The sequence below is a fragment of the Mucilaginibacter sp. BGA-UO-ETr-C110 genome (assembly GCF_059567985.1).
In genome coordinates this window covers 2,080,998-2,101,389 of the sequence record NZ_JCAQPB010000002.1, presented here as the reverse complement: position 1 = coordinate 2,101,389, position 20,392 = coordinate 2,080,998, and the positions used below count along the sequence as shown (strand labels likewise).

Here is a 20,392-nt window from a genome sequence, read left to right as displayed (position 1 = left end):
GCAACTTTTTTGATCGGAATTGCGGTTCTTCTTAAGGCAGTTAATGTTGGTTCATTAGCTGTCTTTTTTTATAAGCGTCATTTTATTTTCATGTTTCTCCCTTTCTTTTAATTTCTTAATTGGTTAATTGCAGCCATCCGATGAAATAATGATATTACCGTTACTGGCTTCGTAATGAGCATCGATGGCGCTACATATCAGCATGAGTTTTTTGTCGAAAGTTTCATCCCCCATTTGAGCGGTGACCGAACACGTCCGCAGTTTTTCGCTGTCATAGATAATCTTAATGCCGTACGCCTGTTCCAGCTTTTTGAAAACAACGGCTGCCGGCGTAGCTTCAAAATCAAAATAATTGGCTTTGTTTTTTTGAAGAATATCCGGGTTTTTAGTGATTTTTTTAACCAGTTGCTGCTGTTTATTTAAGGCAACCAACTGGTTTGGCGTAATAATGATGCCGTCATTCAGATTGGGCGCCTCATTTTGAGTAACGAAATTGGATTTTTTGAAAACAGATACTTTTCCTGTTTTGACTGTTACGGTTGCGGAGGTATCGTTATGGGCATTGTTAACAAGAAAGCTGGTTCCCAAAACTTTGGTCACCAATCGCTCGGTATAAACTAAGAAAGGTTTTGTGTGATCCTTGGTCACCTGGAAGAAGCCGGAACCTATTAAATATATTTCCCGCTTGTTAGCAGAAAACTTCCGGGCATAACCAACTTTTCCGCCGCTGTTTAAAATAATATAGCTGCCATCGGAAAGAATAATTTTCTTGTCGCCTTTTGTTTGGTTAAAATAGGTGATAAAATTCTGGGGATCTCTTTTGGCGACCTCGCTGATGAAATCATCTGGATTGTGCTGGTATAACCAATAGGAACATGTAATTATAATTCCTACAAGAAAGCTGGCCGCTACCAAGGGCCATATTTTTTTCTGAATGGAATTACGACTATATACATGTTGTTTTTCGGAAAAATCTTCGGGATCATTTAACGAACGCTTTAATTTATTGAGAACTTCTGTTTCAAGTAAATCAATGTGCGCCAATTGTTCATCGTCCACAACATGATTATCTTCCAACTCCCGGTATATTTTTGTTAACAGTTCTTTTTCCTTCTCGGAAGCATTGCCTGCTAAATACCTGTCCAATAATTTTATGAATTCTTTTCTGATCACAATTAGCTCTTTATTATTAGGATATTGTAAAGAGTAAAAAGGGAGGGGTATGTCCTAGCCTGGAAAAAAATTATTTTTCCTATTGTTTATTTAAATAGCAGGAGGAAGATCAAAAAATATAAATGTTGAATATTGACGCGCAATTCGTGTAATGCCCGCGTCAAATGATTTCGAACCGTTTTGGTGGAAATTGCCAGCTTTTCGGCGATCTCTTTATGCGACAAAAGCTCGTTTCTGCTCAGGATGTATATTTCTTTGCACTTTGGAGGAAGTGCACTTACGAACGACGCAATTTGATGTTCCAATTCTTTTTGTTCCAACGAGTTATCATCAGCTGACAGGGGAAGTGCGTTAAAGATTTCGTCCATAATCGGCTCATAGCGTTTGCCATCTCTTATCCTGCGATATACTTCGTAGCGGACTGCCGCCGCCATGTAGTTATAAAGACTTGTGGTGATGTTTAATTGCGCCCTGTGACTCCATATCTTTATTAAAACATCCTGTACGATATCCTTGCAGGATTCTTCGTCTTTCAATATTTTGTAAGCAGACAAGTATAACTTTTTCCAGTATCGTTCATAAAGCATGATCATGGCGATGCCATCACTGTTTTTCAAGTTCATTATGACAATTGAATCAGCATGACCACCTTCGCTTTTCATGGAATTATTTAAGAAATTGTTATGCGACTTTTTAGTTTATACATTGATGTTATCATATAGAATTTGTCTTACTATTGTTTAAAAAGTAAACCAAAAGGTGGAATGAAAAATGACGCTGCTATGCATTTTTCTTGTATCCTTAATGGTGAAAACATCCCTGATAATCCCGCAATTTCGAATATGCAAAAAGTGATCATAAAGGAAATTGTCTTTAAAAACTTTAGATACATATTTACTGAACTTAAAAAGAAAGACAGGCTAAAACCCTATGGTTTTTGACGTCAAATTGGTTATAACAAAAATAGTAGAATACTTTCGGAGCGCATCCTGTACTGTCTTGTCTCAATATATTGTCCTCATGTTACCCTGGCCGCTAAAATACATTCCCCGGAATCTATGCGACATGCCCAGGATACTATTTTCGCACCGTTTCTGATCCCATTTACCCTAAATCATCAGCGCTAAATGTTTTTATACACCTACTTATTGTAACCTTTCGATGCATTAAGCACTTTGACCCTAAGATCAAGCGCATATCCTATATTTATTCGTTAAGCAAGGACGATTTGGATAGCTGTGTGAAATATTTTCATTTTCTGACGACTAATCTCATTTTTCAAATAAGTTTACCAAACGATTTTTAATAAAGTAATTCCTTGTCTTTGCAGATCAAAATCAACTTTCATTTCACCGTTGACAGGAGTGATATATTGCGGAGAATAAGCCTCTTTTAACTGACCTGCGGCTTCCAGTAATTTATACTCTTCCACTGTAGGAGTCTTTGGAGAACCCATTTTTTTCCATGTCGTGAATGTATTACTGTTATCCTGGTCAATAATATATCGGGTCAATAAAACGCTTTGTTGTGGAAGCCCTTTTACCGTAACCGAGATGGGGGTCGGTCGGACATTAATATCATTTTTGTCATGATAGTTCCATACCATAACCGTCGCAGAATGGGGACCTTTAGTGGCTAAAGTATTCACATCGGGTTCTTGACCCCTGACGCTGGAGTCCCGGATGGTGATATAGTCTTGCCTAGAGGTGGATTCTGTCGCAACCCGGTTACCCTGCATCATACCCAGCATTCTGAAGACATTTAATACAGGTTTGTCAATTCCATTAGTTGCCAGATCCCTAAATCCTTTAAAGTAGGGCTGGTCTTCAAACTCGAAACCCCAGGTAACAACGCCCGCCAGATTAACGCCTCTTTTTTTGGCGAGATCGTAGGTACGTGACATGGAGGCAGCGGTATAAACAGCATACATGGTGCCGTTGCGGTAGGCATTCTCTGGATGTAAGTCTTCTGAGCATGCGGCACAGCCTTCCGGATCTGATTCTCCTATGATGATCGGTACATTTTTTAGCGTGGGGATGGAGGAAACGATTTCAAATCCTTTGTCAATGCTTCTTAGTTGGTTGCCCATATTCATCCAAACCACACCATCGACAAGTTTGGGCGAGCCCTTGGCATGAAAGGAGATGAAATCAAGAGGCACGCCTCTTTTGCCGGTAGCATTGTTAATACCGCTAACCACATGGGTTAAAAATTGGCGTATATACTCACCTCCGGATTTGCCATCGGGACTGGTGGTTTCAGGGCCACCTACTTTTGCCGTAGGTAGCGCTCGTTTAATCGCATCAGCCGCGTAATCATACAATTTGTTGTACTCCTCCGGTGTGCCTTTCCAATAAAAACTTAAATCAGGTTCGTTCCATACTTCCCAGTACCATCCTGCTACCTCTGTCTTACCGTATCGCTGGATAGAATGCCTTACCCATTGATAAACTAACTCTGCCCATTTTTTATAATCTTCTGGTGGATAAGCCCATCCGGAATAATGTTTATTGCTCTTATCCGTAGTCGCGGGCTTGGTAACAGAACCCGGTGTGGTGGACAAGGCTTCAGGCATAAATCCGACTTCTACAAGCGGTTTCATGCCGCGTTGAATATAGGTATCAAAAACACTGTCTACGATTTTCCAGTTATAAACAGGTTTTCCATTTTCATCTTCTGTGTAAGCGTTAGTTGAACTCCATTTTAAACCAGGGATTCCATTGCCTGAGGTGAGCATATTGTGAGTCCTTATATTTACCCTTACCGGGCTCAATGCGGCAAGTTCGCTCAATAACTTACGTCCGTCTTTCATATAGGTATAATTGGCTTCATCATATCCAAAAAATTCCCATACCGGTGCTAGAGTCTCCTGGCTTTGCATTAAATTCACCTTCACGGATACCGGCGGAATTTTTTCCTGCCCGGCGCCGGGAAGCGATAATATCAATAATACAGTGCAGGGCAAAAGAGTTAAAAAAAACGAAATTCTCATGATCGTTAATTAGTTTTAATTAGAATAAGTATTCAGGAACGCTTGTCCTGTCTGTAGAAATTGCCCGGAGGAACATCCTTCGACATTCGGTATCGAATGAACAAATTTCCGGATAGTTTTTTCCCGTGCATGATCCAATTTAATCAGATCATGCAGGGTTAAAAACCAGCTGTTTTCAATAGATGTAGGGGGCAGCAATCACATTTGATCGCCGCCTTTTTATTAAGAATATTACTGTGCTAATTCCAGTCGCTGCTAACGTCCTTGGCTACATTTGGGTTAGCATTTTTTTCAGATATAGGAATCGGTAATAAAATATTTTTATCCTGAAATGGCTGTGTGCCATCTTCTGCCTGTCTTTCTGTATTAATGGTCTGCTTGGCTATACCCCAGCGTATTAAATCGAAATAGCGGGATTGTTCGCCAGTCAATTCCAATTGTCTTTCCCGCATCAATATGGTCATGGCTTGCGACTGACCACCTAACGAAGGGTACAGTGGGGCATTTACACTGGGTCTGCTGCGCACCTGGTTAATCAATGCCAGTGGCTGATCACCCGTATTCCCCTGTTGGATGTACGCCTCGGCCAGCATTAATAATACATCGGCATAGCGTATTACCTGGCCATTGATACCACTTTGCGGGCCTCCAAAGGATTCTACTTTATTATAATATTCATATTTTAACCAATGGTAACCGGTGGTCGCTGTTATAAGATTGCCATTGGCATCATATTTATAAGGATACGGAATGGGTACTTTGGGGATACTTGAACTGATAGCGCATGACTGACAATAGGCTGTTTGCCCTCCACTGGCGGCATCCCCGTAAAAGGTATAAGCAGCACGCGGATCCACATAAGTGGCGTTGGTTTGCGGATTCGGATAAGTGAATGCTTTTACAGCAGTTGTCGTAATAAATGTATTGCTCCAGTCATTAAAGCCATATTCCTGGGCGCGCGCAGAGTGTGTTGCCTTTCCTCCCCATACTTCCTGTCCTCCAAATAGATAATATTGGTTACCAATGCCCCAGTCAGTCCATGCCTGGTTCATTACCTGTAAGATTGTTTCCGGGTTTTTGCCTGGATCATCCTGGTTAGGATCATCAAACAGATCACTATACTGAGGTGCTAATGCATACGTAAAAGGGGGCAGCGTTAATTTAGTCAGCTCCGTAACGGCATCGGTCCATTTTTTCTCATACAGATATGATTTACCCAGCAATGCTGTAGCGGCACCTTTAGTAGCCCGACCATAATCGGTAGTTGCGTAGGAGAGAGGAAGATCGGTTTCGGCATCTTTCAGGTCTTTTTCTACAAATGCCCATATATCAGCAACGGGGGTACGTGGCAGATTAATTTGATCAGAAGTAGGTTGCGGTTGATAATCCGTACGCAGCGGTACACGTCCATATAAATTAACCAGGTTAAAATAGGCGTAAGCACGCAAAAACTTAGCTTCGGCGATATATTGCTTCTGATGGCCTTGTTCGGTAGTATTGGCAGGAGTCCAGGCCTGCGCACGGTTGATCACCACGTTTGATCGCAGGATCAACCGGTACAACGATGCCCACATCGCATCCAGCTGAGGCTGGTTTGCAGAAAAATTGTACTGTGCAAGTCCCAGTAAATCTCCCTGTAGTGCCGCGTCATTTTTGGCATCATAACCCATTAAATCAAAAATATAGTACCACTCCCTGGCCCACAAACCTGTATGTAAAAAGGTGGCATAACTGGCTATTACACCCTGGTTAATCGCCGCATCGCTGGTAAAAAAGGTATCATAGGTATAAGCGCTTTTATTTACCAGGTTCAAGTCTTTTTTACATCCTCCTGCCATAATAGTTATACCTATGGCTATCAGATATTTTATATATTTTTTCATGTTCGTATCGTTAATGTTTTACTGTAGTTAAAATCCAACTTGTACTCCTGCCAGAAATGTACGCGGTTGTGGAATCTGTCCGTCATCAATACCGCGGTTAAATATGTAATCGCCATTGCTACCCTGAGCGCTCACTTCCGGATCATATCCCTTATAACCGGTTATGGTAAAGAGGTTCTGCGCGGCTATATAGATCCTTAGCCTGCTTAATACATTGCCGGAGAAGGATTTGAGGGCGGTCTTAGTGAAGGTATAACCCAGTGTTATGTTGCGAGCACGCAGGTAGGAGCCGTTTTCTACAAAAAAATCAGAAGGCCTTAAATTACCCGTTGAGGTCACACTTTGTGCAGCCCTGGGCAATGTTGCCACATCACCGGGTTTTTCCCAACGACCAAGGATAGCGGTAGTCGCGTTATGCCCGGTTGAGGCATTTTCGGTAAAGAATTTTAACGAGTTTACCAATTGTACACCAGCAACACCGGAAATAACGATGTTCAAATCGAAATTTTTATAGGTAACACCTGCGTTAAAACCAAATATATATTTAGGCATAGAACTGCCTAATACCTGTTGATCTTTATCATCAACTACACCGTCACCGTTCAGGTCTTTAAATATAAAATCGCCCGGTAGCAGACCCGGTTGATAAACGGTCGTTTTTCCACCGGATTTTTGACTGGCGACCGCGTTTAACGCGTCTATTTCGGCCTGATCCTTAGCAACGTGATCAACCCGGTAGCCATAGAAAGCACCAACGGGTATGCCCGGTTTGGTTAAGGTAATACCATTTAGATTGTCAAATACCCCTGATATAATGGGTGTTGGAGACTGTGCGCCAAGTGATAGTGTCTTATTTTTATTATATGCGCCATTGGCACTGATGTTAAAACCAAGGTCATTATTAATTTTGGCCTGATAGCTTATCTGCAGTTCAATACCCCTGTTCTGTACATTGGCTGCGTTGACTACTTCAGTGCTGCCGATCCCGCTTAAGCCCCCGATGCCCAAACTGGTTGGTATTGGAATAGCGACCAGCAAACCAGTACTCTTTCGGTTATAATAATCGGCTGTGATTGTTAACCTGTTGTTCAGGAAACCCAGATCAATACCGGCATCGGTTTGCGCGGTTTGCTCCCATTTGAGCAATGGGTTAGCGATAGAGGCGACGGTTGCTCCGGTGACAAAAGTTTCATTTTGCCCTGATGAATATACCAGGTTACCTGCCGGATTACCCGCAAAAGCAAATACCTGGGTGTTGGTTAATCCAAATTTATTGTTACCGCTGCGACCATATCCTACACGCAGTTTACCGTCGCTAAGAAATGGGAATGTTGATTTGATAAAATCCTCGTCAATAAATCGCCAGGCAAAGCCTGCACCCGGGAAATTACCATAACGGTTTTGGGGGCCAAAATTAGAGGAGCCATCGCGGCGGATACTGGCTGATAATATATAACGATCATTAAAGGTGTATATCACGCGTCCATAGTAAGAAATGGCACGGCCAAACTGCGTATAATAGTCGCTAGAATTACCCTGGCTGGCAATAGTGGGTGCAACCCCGATATCCTGTACATTATCGGTTAACATACCCGTGCCCAACACATTCAGAATTTTCCTTGTTCCGGCGTCAATATAGCTGGTACCCACAGTGGCTGATATATTGTGTTTGCCAAAGGTGCGGTTAAAGGACAGGTAGTTTTCAAATGTATAATTAGAGTAAGTGTTGAAGATTCTGCCCGCCTGACGGGTATTACCTAAGTTGTTTGACCCCACAAAAGGTATCTGATAAGAGTCATTGGTGGTATTGCCGTATACTGCCGCCAGCTGTGATCTTAGCGTTAATCCTGGTAAGATATTTACTTCTCCAAATACCTGTGGATATAGTACCAGGTCATTACTGCTTAGCGTCTGAACGCCTAAATTCTGTAGCGGGTTCGGTACGTTGCTGTTATCATCAACGTTGGTAACGATGGAATACCCACCCAAAACAGTCGGATCATAAATCGGCTTGTACGGAGCATAGGTTATGGCATTTACAATGCTTGCCGCCTGCCCTTTAGTGGTCGTGTACCGTACACTCAGGCTTTGCCCGAAATGAAATCGGCCAAGCTTTTCATCCAATGAAAAACGGCTGTTCAGTCTTCTGAAGTTATAGTCTTTTACAATAGCGTCCTGCGTATTATAGCCCAATGACATATTGTATAAAACCTTGTCACTGCCGCCGCTCACATTAACATCATTTTGAGTGCTCAGCGCTGTCTTGAATATGGCTTTTTGCCAGTCTACACGGTCAACAAGCACATCCGGCGTATTAAATTTTGCCGGTAAAGTGCCTTTGTTCGTTGCGACAATATCTTTGATCAGGTTAACATAGTCGTTGGCTTTGAGCAGATCAAGCTGTTTCCAGGCTGATGAAGAACCCACCTGCGAGTTAAAGGACACCTGTGTCGTACCCTTTTTACCTTTTTTGGTAGTGATAATGACAACTCCGTTTGCCCCGGCAACACCATAGATGGCTATGGAGGCGGCATCTTTTAATACGGTGATATTTTCAATGTCATTCGGGCTAATCGTATTAAATAGGTTTCCATCACCCTGTATACCATCGATTACGTATAGGGGGTCAACACTGGTAAAGGAGCCGGTACCCCGCACAATGATCTGGGCATTTGAGCCAGGCAGGCCATTGGTATTGACTACCTGTACACCCGGGGCTTTGCCGATCAATAATTGGGATGCACTGGTTGAGGTATTGGCCCCGGCATCTTTTGCGGCTACTACATTCACTGAACCAACCAGATCTTTTTTTCTTGCCGATCCATAACCAATCACCACGACCTCGTTAAGCGCCTGGTTATCCGATTGTAGTTTAACGTTAATCAGGCTGCGGCCGCTTACTTTGATCTCCTGTTTACCAAAGCCGATAAACGAAAACACGAGGGTTGCATCTCCTGATACGCTTAGGGAGTAGGAGCCGTCCCCCTGGGTAATAATCCCATTTTGCTTTCCTTTTTCTACTACGGTAACACCGGGTAGGGGACGACCATCGTCTGACGACGTTACTACCCCTTTAACAGCGGTGGTTTGTGCCGTACTAGATAATGTACTCATAGACACCAGTAGCAGAAGCAGGTGCCGTAATTTGGCTGGCCTTAACAGCCTTGTCAGGTTAGTAATTTTCATTCTCATAATTGATGGTTTGAAGTTTATTAATTTGATTTTGAGGGTAATTAATTGTTATATTAACACTAATAAAAAGCTATAAAGAATTACAATCGATCGCAGAATGGAATCTAACGCCTTTCGTCCGTTGTAAAAGAGTAAATTGATTTATTGGCCTATTGGATCAGTATTTTGACGATCAAAAATAATCTTAAGCGATTTGCGTGATAGGTATATTTTGTTAATAAATAGGTATTCATATGTTGCAGATTTATTCCTTTTTATCATGTGAAAAGGCAAGAGATAAATGAACTGGATATCAAATAAATCTTTATCTGTAGATAGGCAAACGATTTATAATCAGGCGTTTTGGTTTTAGCGATAAATAAGGATATTACAGAATTATAGCCTTAACGGGGCAACCCGATATAAACAAACTGGAAAACATAAAAATGCCTCTGCTACGCAGCTGAGGTTAACATTTCGCTACCTATATTTAAACATAACAGGAAGTCGCAAACCAATAAAACCGCATAGTTTAGCCTCCTTATAAACAAATTCCACATCTGTAATAATAATTAACGAGAGTGCTAGAAAGATAGTGATGGGCACGATGGACCTGCTATGTATTATCACCGGCGATACCAAATTGTACGGTGGGGTTTACGGTGGAACTTAATAAATAAAATGCCATGCGCACCAATTGATATAAATTATACAAACTCAAATTATGCTAAAACAAAAACTAATCCTGTTTTTAATACTACTGGCCGGTTTTTGGCTAAATGCTGAAAATGTTAACGCGAATATCATATCCTATAAACAGGAAGCTGATGGGGTTCGTTTTTCACTGGATAAGGGACTAATGAAGATAAAAGTATGCCGTGACGATATTATCGAAGTGAAATACACTATTTTGAAATCGTTTTCACAATCGCCCTCGCTGGTTGTGAATAATAAGTGGACATCCCATGTTGGTTTTACCGTAACAGAGTCTGGTGGAAATGTAGTGATTAACACCGGCATATTAAAAGTTGTGGTTAATAGAATAACCCAGGCCATTGCTTATACCACAATGGCCGGAAAAATAATTACATCAGAAGATAAGACTGATAATAAAACCATGCTGGCAGCAACTATTGCCGGCATAAATACTTATAACTGCACCACGCAATTTAACTCGCCTCAGGATGAGGCTCTATTTGGCCTGGGTTGCCATCCGGTTGATTCTTTGTCTATTAATTATAAGGGCCGTAACCAGGACATGGCCATTAAGTACATGACAGGTGCTATCCCTGTTTTATTATCAACCAAAGGCTATGGTTTACTGTGGGATAATTATTCGGCATCCAACTTTTATGGAGCCGAAGCTGATAACACCAAATTCAAATATATATCGGAGAGTGGTAAACAGGTCGATTACTACTTTTTTTACGGACCTGATTTTGATCATATCATTGATCTTTACCGTACAACGACCGGTAAGGCTCCCATGTTTCCTAAATGGTCATTCGGCCTTTTTCAATCACAGGACAGGTATATGAGCCAGCAGGAAATATTAAAAGTGAAAGATAATTATCGTTATAACCACATCCCGGTTGATGCCATTGTACAAGACTGGTACTATTGGGACCCCTTGCCTATCGGTTCCCACATCATGAACCCGGAAAGATACCCTGATCCAAAATCATTAGTTGATGAACTGCATAAGGCAAACTTACATGCCATGATCTCTATATGGCCGGTATTTGGTAAAGGAACCCATAATTTTGATGCACTTAAAAGTAAAGGCTATTTAACCAATATTACCTGGGATAATGTGGTTACACATACATTTGATACTTACTACGATGCCCATAACCCCAAAGCCAGGGATTTATACTGGGAACAGGCCCGTGATAGTTTGGTGAAACGTTATGGCTGGGATGCCTGGTGGGTTGACCAGTGCGAGCCGGATAATGGCACCCTGCTTGATGAACGCCGTAAGGATACCTTTTACAGCGGCCGGGGAATAGATTATTTTAACACTTTTTCTTTAGAACATACCAAGGGCATTTATAAAGGATGGAGGAATGATATTCCCGGCAAGCGTGCATTTTTCCTGGTAAGGCAGGCTTTTGCCGGGCAGCAACGCAATGCCACAACCTTATGGTCATCTGATATTAGTTGTACGTTTGCATCTTTCAAAATACAGGTACCTCAGGGTATCAATGCCTGTGCCTCCGGTATGCCTTACTGGACATCTGATATTGGTGGGTATCATCTGAACTGGCAAGCAGCTGATTGGTCAAAGCCTGAAAACCGGGAGCTATTTACCCGCTGGTTTCAGTTTGGTACATTTTGCCCAATATTCCGTATCCATGGCAAAGGAGAAAGAGCATTATTCTCTAATAACTGGGATGCTAAAACCAAAACCATTCTGTTAACTTATGATAAATTGCGATACCGCTTATTACCCTATATTTACTCGCTGGCTGGGAGGGTAACTAAAGATAATTATACCATAATGCGTGCACTCAGCTTCGACTTTAGGAACGATCCAAAAGTTTACAGTATTCCTGATCAATATATGTTTGGGCCGGCATTCCTGGTAAATCCCGTTACGGAACAATTATATACAGGCACCAATGCTGCAGCCGGCAAAACTACCCGCAGCGTATATTTACCGGCATCTGCCCAATGGTATGATTTCTGGACTGGCAAAAAATATAATGGCGGGCAAACATTAGATTCCGCTTCGCCTATTGATACTATGCCATTATACGTAAAAGCAGGTTCAATAATACCAATGGGACCCGATATTGAATATGCAACGGAAAAATCCGGTAGCCCAATTGAGCTTCGTATTTATCCTGGGGCAGATGGGAGATTTAAGTTTTATGAGGATGAAAATGATAACTATGACTATGAAAAAGGAGCCTATGCTACTTTTATTTTATCATGGAATGATAAAAATCGCAATTTAACTATTTCTGATACCCATGGTAAATTCCCTGGAATGCTAAAAAAACATACATTTAATGTAGTGTTGGTTAATGAGCAGCAAGGTGCTAATGTGGGAATTACAGCAAAAGCCGATAAGTTAGTTCAATATGAAGGGAAAATAATTAATATAAAGCTATAGAGAAGTGTCCAAATGTATGTTTAGTCGTTTGATGGATGATATTAAAAATATTTACAGGAATTTACAAGATTGTTTAAGGAACAGGTAGAAAAAGAAACACAGCTTACGGGGCATTTTATCATACTGCCGGCAAGCATCACCTGATTTTGTAAACCGGATTGAAAAAAATACGTTATTAAATCAGATAGATTTTACCAGGCTGTATATACCCGGTGAAAAAGGTTATACTGATTACCCTATGCTTCCATAAACGATTTTAAACATATTTAATAATTAACTATAAAACTAATTGTTATGACAGACAATATAATAACCGTGAATGAGAGCGAAGGTAAACATCTCTCGGTGGTAGGTGATACTTACCGTGTAATAATTTCGGGCAAACAAACCCAGGGAGCCTATGCTGTTATTGATATGCTTGTACCACCAGGAGGTGGGCCGGGGCCGCATGCACATGCCAACATAGAGGAGATGTTTTATGTGGTGGATGGCAATATCGATTTTAAAACAGAAGCTGGTAAATACGCAGCAAAACGAGGTTCTTTTGTAAACATTCCCAAAGGCGGTGAGGTGCATTCCTTTAAGAATAACAGTGATAAAATGGCACATCTGTTATGTACGGTGATACCGGCGGGCCTTGATGAGTTTTTTGAAGAGATAGGTGTCTCCGTTGAAGCAGGCACATTTTTACCTCCACCGGTTTGGCATGAAGAAGAGCTAAAAAGGATTATGCGGCTTGCTGAAAAATATGGTCAGAAATTGTACCCGGCTAACTATTTAGATTGACCATTTTTTAACTATTGTACTTGAAAGCTTAGACCATGTCTATTAAAGTACCCAACAAAAATGACTGCTTTAGAGGCAGTCATTTTTGTTTTAAAAATAGTTTTCAGGGTTAGTTAACTGTTGCCGAATAGCTGTTTGAATAAAAATTAAGTCCTCCGGATGATGAAGTAAGCTCAAATCCGAACTGTACCTTATCTAATGTTGTAAAGGTTACCCCTTTGCTCTGTATAAAATTCAGGATATCCTTGATATTAACGGTTCCAGATGTTTTTTGGCTATTATCTAAGAAGGAATACACTGTATTTGATCCGTTTGAGCCTCTATAGACCGTATATGTTGGCCCCCCGGAAGTCGGTGTTACATTCGTATAAGTAGATATTGGACTTCCATCGCCATTATAGCCGACGGCAATTGGATTGACACCGCCCTTCCAGTTTTCCCATATCATAATTTCATAAGCATAATTATTGCACCAGATATCATAGGTGCTTTCGTATGCACCAGTGCTGGGCACTGTTACATTAAAGCTGCTGGTAACTGTATTCAAGGTACTAAACGTTCTGTTAACTGGGTAATCTACATTAGGGTATGATTTTACTCCACTGGTATTGGGATGGTTGGCCCATACGCCCCAGTTGCTGTAAGTGTTTGCCCAAATGGTTTGCGGGCCAGGGCCGCTTCCCCAAATATCGTTTTCAATATAGTAACCGCTGCCGGCATTCCACGTAGCCCATTGGTCAGATGATGACCAGTTAGCCTTTACTTCTGCATTAGCAGAAACCGGAACAGGGGTTTTGGCTTCTTTTTGACATGATGCCATCGCCAATGCTAAAATGGAGCATAAGAATACTTTTTTCATAATTTTAGATTTTGTTTATTTGGTTTATCCAAATTAAACCTATAATTATCCCAAGGGCTTTCACTTATTGCTCAATTGTTTATACTAATATCTCATATCAAAATAATTTTAAAATAATATTTAATTGTGAGAATATATATGCCACGTTGATGATTTTAATATTCGATAGTTACTGCATAATTTACCTCCATTTATTTCCCGAATTCCTGAACCCAAATCGTATTATATCGGGCTGCCCCTAATTCTACATATAAACTATCCATCATAGCCTTGCAGTGGTCTTCACTATTTCTCCAGGCATCCATGACCTGTTGAACATTATTATAACCGCTGCCAATATTTTCGCCGATGTACATGCCTGTATAACCGGCCTCCTGAGCTCTTTGTATAGGAGACGAGCCATTAGGGGCTATATGATCAAAGTAATGATTAACAGTCATATCTTTCGCGTGTGCTGCGGCAGCGATCTGGAGCTTGACGTTCCACTTAACAACTGGTACCGGTGGCATGTACATAGTACCGCAGGTGCAACCGGTGGTTCTTAACGTATTAACCGCAGTGAGCATTTCCTGTTGTATATTCTCTGCTGGAACCTGATCTTTTTTGCAGCCACAAAAAATAAGGCATAATAGTATGCTGAACTCGATGATTTTTTTCATAAAAACTGATAATTAGGTTGTTTCGTTGCGATGATTGAAACCGGATTGAAAAATTAAAAATTATTTTCCAATATAATTGTATTTAATACACCTAAAAATATCTTTATCTTTATAAACGACCAGGCGTTCTGCCTGTAAACCTAACTATGACCGATCAAAGTAATATGAATTCCGTTTTACGGGATAACTCTTTATTGAAAATACCACATAATGAGTTAAAACCTTTAGTACATGTTATTGAAGATAATTATGATATGCGGATGGAAATCAAGGATGTATTTGAGCATGATTATCGTGTTATTGATTCGGAAAATGGCTTGATTGGGTTTGAAAAAACCATCACCGCTTTGCCTGATATTATTATAAGTGATATACAAATGCCAGGTATTAATGGTATAAAACTGTGTAAACTATTAAAAGACGATGAGCGCACCAGCCACATACCCATTGTGCTGATTACCGGTTATAACGACGAAAATGGATTGCTTAACGGCTTAGAAAATGGTGCCGATGATTATGTAACTAAACCTTTTAGTTTTAGCATTTTAAGAGCGCGGGTAGGTAATTTGGTTAAAACAAGGCGGTTATGGTTGCATAAATTTTTAAATGAACCACATCGCGTGACGGTCAAACCTATATCTGTCTACAGTGATGATCTGCTCTTAAAAAAAGCCTATGAAATTATTGATCTAAACCTAAATAATTCGATTTTCGAAGCAACAGACTTTGCCTTGGCCTTGGGTATGAGCAGAGCCCAAACTTACCGCAAAATAAAAGCTATAACAGGTTTTTCAGTTAAAGAGTTTATTCGGATTACTCGGCTAAATAAAGCAGCCGAACTACTGATGATCAGTGATTACAATATTTCGGAGATCGCTTATGCCGTAGGTTTCAATTCCGGGGCTTATTTCTCATCTTCCTTTAGCCGTTACTTTAAAATTTCGCCAACCGGGTATATCCTTTTAAATAAGGAGAAAAAATACTAGTGCCCGACGTTCGCTTCAGTTGCTGAGGTTAAAAAGCAAATAAATGAATTGGAATAATAAAGAGACCTGTCTGTTAATAAGTGGCCTTAGTAACCGATTACGAATAATGCTGGTGATATAGTGAACAGTTCAAAATATCAATAATTTTAAAATTTTAATAAATGGAGGTTCTCTTTTTTTGACAAATGGAAACTTTCAACCCACCCACGTCTAAATTTTGAGCGTATAATGGATATCATGGAATTAATACGTGTATAAACCACAATTTATAGATGTTGAAATAGATGCGAAATTTTTAAGGATATTAAGAGTATATTAGCGTTGCCATTATTACCTGTTTTATTTACACTTAAAATATGCACTCAAAGCTATTTGTAGTTTCTGTTATTATTGTTTTTGCATGCAAAAGTCTTTTTGCACAGCATGGTCAATACCAGTTCTTGAATCTTGATATTGATAAGGGACTGTCAAACAATCAGGTCAACTGTATCTATAAAGATAAGCGGGGATTTATGTGGTTTGGTACCATGTCCGGTCTTAATAAATATAATGGCTATTCCTTTAAGGTATTTAAGCGCGATACGGGTAATCCTCATTCCCTTAATGATGATTGTATCGTTAATATTTGTGAAGGCCCGGAGAATAAACTATGGATTGAAACCAGGAACGGTTTTAATATTTATGATCCCCTGACCGAAAAGTTTGTACATGATCTCCTACCTGAAGAACAATCCCTACACCTGCCCAATTACGGGTTGAGTTTGGTAAAAAAGGATAGCAAAGGCAATTACTGGTTTCTATACTTCAATGATGGTGTTTATAAATATGACCCGATCAGACGCCAAACCAAGCACTTCTCGCATACATTCAATAAGTCCTTGTATGGTGACATTGTCATGGGTATTGATGAAGATAAACAAGGTAATATGTGGCTTATATACCATGATGGGATCCTTGAAAAGTTTAACACCAAGCAGCAAAAAGTTACCTTTCGTACCGATCTGTTAAACAAAGCCACGGTTGCTGCAGATTACAACTATTCACTTACGGTTGACCAGGATAATGATTTGTGGCTATATGCAAAAAACAGTCCATTAGGGGTTTATTATTTTAGCCCGGATAAACATAAGTTTGTGCATTTGGATAAAACAACCCCTGCTACAAGGCTAAATACCAATATTATCAATAACATAGTACAAGACGATAAAGGTATTATTTGGGTAGCTACGGATCATGGCGGTATTAACCTGGTAGATAAAAAGGATTTCAGTGTACGTTATTTATTAAACCGGGAAGATGACAGCAAATCTATCGCGCAAAATAGTGGAGTAGTCTATAAGGATAATAAGGGAATTATGTGGTTTGGTACTTATAAGCGGGGTATCAGTTATTATCATAAAAACATCATTAAGTTCCCCGTTTACCGGCACTTTGCGTCAGATCCTAATAGTTTAAGCTTTGAGGACGTCAATAAATTTGTGGAGGATGATAAGGGTAATTTATGGATCGGCACCAATGGCGGCGGATTAGCTTATTTCAACCGGAAAACGGGTAGATATACTCAATACAAACATGAAGCGGGAAATACGAATAGTTTAAGCAATGATGTGATCATTAGCTTGTGTATTGACCACCAGAAAAAATTATGGATAGGTACTTATTTTGGCGGACTTGACTGTTTTGATGGCAGAACATTTACACACTACAGGCATAATGATCGGGACAGTACTACGATATCAGATGACAGGGTATGGTCAATCCTGGAGGATTCCGATAATCGATTGTGGATAGGAGCTTTCACTGGGGGTTTGAATATGCTGGACCGGGGCAGAATTATATTTAAGCATTATAAACCGTTCCTGCCAAACTCTGTCCACTCTGCTTTTATTTCATCCATCTTTGAAGATCGGGGCGGGAATATTTGGTTTGGAAGTTATTATGGCGTTGACGTATTGCTAAAAAATAATGGACGTTTTATACATTATCTCCATGAAGATAGAAATCCCAATAGCCTGAACATGAATAATGTGACGAGTATCAATCAGGATAGCCGTGGTTTAATGTGGATCAGTACGCTGGAAGGGCTTAATATATTTGATCCGGCCAGGAACAAATTCTCGGTTCTTTCAAAAGAAAACGGACTTCCGGATAATATGGTGCTGAATACGCTTGAAGATAATAATCATACCATGTGGTTAAGCACACCTAAGGGCTTATGCAACATTACTTTAACCCCATTTAATGGAGGCTATAGGTATCGATTTAAGAGTTTTGATGAAACTGATGGTCTACAGGGAAGAGAATTTAATGTAAACGCGGCATTAAAAACAAAGAGAGGAGAAATGATTTTTGGCGGAGCGAAAGGATTTAATATGTTTTTACCTGAAAATATCGGTTATCTTGAAAGTGCACCTAAACCTGCTTTAGTAGACTTTCAGATGTTTAATAAAAGTCTTAATCCGGGAGAATTGGTTAACGGACATGTTGTCCTCTCTAAATCAATAACGGAAACGAGCGACCTGACACTCCGATATAATGAGAATTCTTTTTCAATAGGCTTTGCCGATCTTGATTTTTTTAATTCAGGGAAAATTAAACTGGAATATAAATTAGATGGTTTTGATAAGGCATGGATCAGAAATGATGATAAAACCAGGAAAGCTACCTATACCAACATCGATCCGGGTAACTATGTATTTAAGGTTAGGGCAGTCAGTAACAATGGTCGCATAACGAGCCTGCCGATAACTTTACCCATCAGGATACAGCCACCTTTCTGGAAAACAAGTTTTGCTTATTTATTATATGTATTAACATGTTTAACCTCCTTGTGGTACATCAGGCAGCGGGGAATAAAGAGGATAGAAGCGAAGTTTGAACTTGAACGTGAACGGGAGGAAGCCCGCCGCATGCATGAACTGGATTTAATGAAGATCGAATTTTTTACGAATGTAAGCCATGAGTTCAGAACACCCATATCGTTAATATTGGCGCCTGTGGAATGTATGCTGAAGGAGGGGGATGATAAAAGTAATCACCGTAGACTGCAAATGATCTATCAAAATAGTAAGCGTTTACTAAATATGATTAATCAGTTGCTTGACTTTAGTAAATTATCTCTGCAAAAATTTAAAATAGATTTAAAGGAAGCTGATATCATAAAAAACATCAGGGACACCTGCGATCTGTTTAGTACGCTCGCCGATAAAAAACTGATCAGATTTAGTTTTGAATGTGAAACAGATTCATGCATAGCGTTTTTTGATGAAGATAAGATCGAGCGGATACTCTTTAACCTGGTCTCTAACGCGTTGAAATTTACGCATGAATCCGGATGTGTAAATGTTACCGTTAAATTGCTTGAATCAAATATCTCGGATATGACATTATTGGAGATACAGGTAAAAGACACCGGCATCGGCATCCCGGCAGAAAAGCACGATAAGATATTCGAGCGCTTTTTTCAGAACATCATGCCGGCTTCTATAATCAATCAGGGTAGTGGCATTGGTTTGGCGATAACGAAAGAGTTTGTGAATCTGATGGGCGGAGTTATTTCGGTAGAAAGCGAGCCCGAGAAAGGGAGCTTGTTTATCGTACGATTGCCATTAAAACTTTCCAGGGAATTAAATAGTAATGAAGCCAGTGTCCCGCAACAATCCTTTCAATTAATAAAGGCAGAGCCTATATCTTATGAGAAGAAGGATAAAAGGATAACCATTTTAATTGTGGAAGATAATCCTGAGTTTAGAAATTACCTCAAAGAAGTTCTAAATCGCCGATATAATGTGATGGAAGCGGCCAACGGAAAGGACGGCTGGCAAAAAGCCTTATCCCTGCATCCCAATTTAATATTGAGTGATATTAATATGCCGGAAGTTAACGGCATTGATTTTTGTAAAAAAATACGCAGCGATAAACGTACAGAACATATTCCGTTTATATTGCTCACTGCTTTTACCGCTGGAGAACAGGAGCTGATTGGCCTGGAAACCGGCGCTAACGATTATATGATCAAACCGTTCAATTTCGAGGTATTGCATTTTAAGATCAAAAATCTGCTTAAATATCAACAGTCAACAAAAGAAACTTATCAGAAACAAATTGAGGTCGAGCCCTCCGCAGTGGTTATTGAGGGCCCGGATATGAAATTTATGAAAAAGGCCTTGGCTGTTATTGAGGCCAATATGGCTAATGCTGATTTTTCTGTCGAAATGTTAAGCCGGGAAGTAAATATGAGTCGTGTGGCCTTATACAGAAAAGTCTTTAACCTTTTAGGAAAAGCCCCCATTGAATTTATAAAATCGATTCGTCTTAAAAGAGCAATGCAGTTATTGGAAATGAATCAATTCACCATTGCTGAGGTTGCCTACCAGGTGGGTTATAATAACCCTAAATACTTTGCAAAGGCTTTTAAATCGGAGTTTTCTATGCTGCCTTCTGACTACCTGAATGAGTTAAAAAAGAATAAATAGATCGGCCAGGATGCCCTACGCACGTCGTATTTGAAATTTACGCTCATTCCTTATACAGGTCTTCAAATTTACCGGATTAAGTTATACGGATCCAGATCGGCACATGGTGAATTTTATATTAAATTAACGTCGCAAATAAAGAGGGGATTTATGAATGATTCAAAATGCTATTTTTTTGTATATTGTTTTTAAGTATCTGATAATTAAGTATTTGAAAATATTTGACTGTAACTAATTTACCCCCAAACTGCAACAATTTATCCATCATTTATTCCTGTGTATAAGTAACT

Annotated in this window: 11 protein-coding genes; 4 read left to right on the top strand and 7 right to left on the bottom strand. The window is 40.0% G+C overall.

The features are described 5' to 3' along the window. Positions 1-123: 123 nt before the first annotated feature. The 5 genes from AC57BQ_RS09775 to AC57BQ_RS09755 all read right to left on the bottom strand — a co-directional run bounded on the left by AC57BQ_RS09775 (position 124) and on the right by AC57BQ_RS09755 (position 9,162). Complete coding sequence (locus AC57BQ_RS09775) at positions 124-1,173, bottom strand: FecR family protein (protein WP_496406092.1); 1,050 nt, start codon at positions 1,171-1,173, stop codon at positions 124-126. A gap of 86 nt (positions 1,174-1,259) precedes the next feature. After that, positions 1,260-1,835 carry an RNA polymerase sigma-70 factor gene (locus AC57BQ_RS09770; RefSeq protein ID WP_496406091.1) on the bottom strand — a complete coding sequence of 192 codons (576 nt, stop codon included), beginning with the start codon at positions 1,833-1,835 and terminating at the stop codon, positions 1,260-1,262. 626 nt (positions 1,836-2,461) lie between these two features. Further along, positions 2,462-4,138 carry a GH39 family glycosyl hydrolase gene (locus tag AC57BQ_RS09765; protein ID WP_496406090.1) on the bottom strand — a complete coding sequence of 559 codons (1,677 nt, stop codon included), beginning with the start codon at positions 4,136-4,138 and terminating at the stop codon, positions 2,462-2,464. Positions 4,139-4,404: 266 nt separating this feature from the next. Then, positions 4,405-6,048, bottom strand: coding sequence for a RagB/SusD family nutrient uptake outer membrane protein (locus tag AC57BQ_RS09760; protein WP_496406089.1), 1,644 nt, complete (start codon positions 6,046-6,048; stop codon positions 4,405-4,407). 27 nt (positions 6,049-6,075) lie between these two features. Beyond that, positions 6,076-9,162, bottom strand: coding sequence for a SusC/RagA family TonB-linked outer membrane protein (locus AC57BQ_RS09755; RefSeq protein WP_496406088.1), 3,087 nt, complete (start codon positions 9,160-9,162; stop codon positions 6,076-6,078). A gap of 781 nt (positions 9,163-9,943) precedes the next feature. Between AC57BQ_RS09755 and AC57BQ_RS09750 the strand changes: the two genes are divergently transcribed. Together AC57BQ_RS09750 and AC57BQ_RS09745 are read left to right on the top strand one after the other, a co-directional pair. After that, the gene (locus tag AC57BQ_RS09750; RefSeq protein WP_496406087.1) at positions 9,944-12,337 is read left to right on the top strand and encodes a glycoside hydrolase family 31 protein; all 2,394 of its coding nucleotides are present in this window, start codon (positions 9,944-9,946) and stop codon (positions 12,335-12,337) included. Between the two features lie 294 nt (positions 12,338-12,631). After that, positions 12,632-13,123: a cupin domain-containing protein gene (locus AC57BQ_RS09745; RefSeq protein ID WP_496406086.1), complete on the top strand. Its 492-nt coding sequence runs from the start codon at positions 12,632-12,634 to the stop codon at positions 13,121-13,123. Positions 13,124-13,232: 109 nt separating this feature from the next. Here AC57BQ_RS09745 and AC57BQ_RS09740 read toward each other — a convergent pair whose 3' ends face one another. Both AC57BQ_RS09740 and AC57BQ_RS09735 read right to left on the bottom strand, forming a co-directional pair. Next, complete coding sequence (locus AC57BQ_RS09740; RefSeq protein WP_496406085.1) at positions 13,233-13,982, bottom strand: GH12 family glycosyl hydrolase domain-containing protein; 750 nt, start codon at positions 13,980-13,982, stop codon at positions 13,233-13,235. Between the two features lie 191 nt (positions 13,983-14,173). Beyond that, positions 14,174-14,641: a CAP domain-containing protein gene (locus tag AC57BQ_RS09735; protein ID WP_496406084.1), complete on the bottom strand. Its 468-nt coding sequence runs from the start codon at positions 14,639-14,641 to the stop codon at positions 14,174-14,176. A 146-nt stretch (positions 14,642-14,787) separates the two neighbouring features. On the opposite strand from AC57BQ_RS09735, the gene AC57BQ_RS09730 reads away from it, so the two are divergent. Together AC57BQ_RS09730 and AC57BQ_RS09725 are read left to right on the top strand one after the other, a co-directional pair. After that, complete coding sequence (locus AC57BQ_RS09730) at positions 14,788-15,627, top strand: response regulator (RefSeq protein ID WP_496406083.1); 840 nt, start codon at positions 14,788-14,790, stop codon at positions 15,625-15,627. Between the two features lie 356 nt (positions 15,628-15,983). After that, the gene (locus AC57BQ_RS09725; RefSeq protein ID WP_496406082.1) at positions 15,984-20,102 is read left to right on the top strand and encodes a hybrid sensor histidine kinase/response regulator transcription factor; all 4,119 of its coding nucleotides are present in this window, start codon (positions 15,984-15,986) and stop codon (positions 20,100-20,102) included. Positions 20,103-20,392 lie beyond the last annotated feature (290 nt).

Coding starts and splice junctions, on each gene's coding strand:
- AC57BQ_RS09725 (WP_496406082.1), top strand. CDS start 15,984: ATGCACTCAAAGCTATTTGTAGTTTCTGTTATTATTGTTTTTGCATGC.
- AC57BQ_RS09760 (WP_496406089.1), bottom strand. CDS start 6,048: ATGAAAAAATATATAAAATATCTGATAGCCATAGGTATAACTATTATG.
- AC57BQ_RS09730 (WP_496406083.1), top strand. CDS start 14,788: ATGACCGATCAAAGTAATATGAATTCCGTTTTACGGGATAACTCTTTA.
- AC57BQ_RS09745 (WP_496406086.1), top strand. CDS start 12,632: ATGACAGACAATATAATAACCGTGAATGAGAGCGAAGGTAAACATCTC.
- AC57BQ_RS09740 (WP_496406085.1), bottom strand. CDS start 13,982: ATGAAAAAAGTATTCTTATGCTCCATTTTAGCATTGGCGATGGCATCA.
- AC57BQ_RS09750 (WP_496406087.1), top strand. CDS start 9,944: ATGCTAAAACAAAAACTAATCCTGTTTTTAATACTACTGGCCGGTTTT.
- AC57BQ_RS09755 (WP_496406088.1), bottom strand. CDS start 9,162: ATGAGTACATTATCTAGTACGGCACAAACCACCGCTGTTAAAGGGGTA.
- AC57BQ_RS09770 (WP_496406091.1), bottom strand. CDS start 1,835: ATGAAAAGCGAAGGTGGTCATGCTGATTCAATTGTCATAATGAACTTG.
- AC57BQ_RS09735 (WP_496406084.1), bottom strand. CDS start 14,641: ATGAAAAAAATCATCGAGTTCAGCATACTATTATGCCTTATTTTTTGT.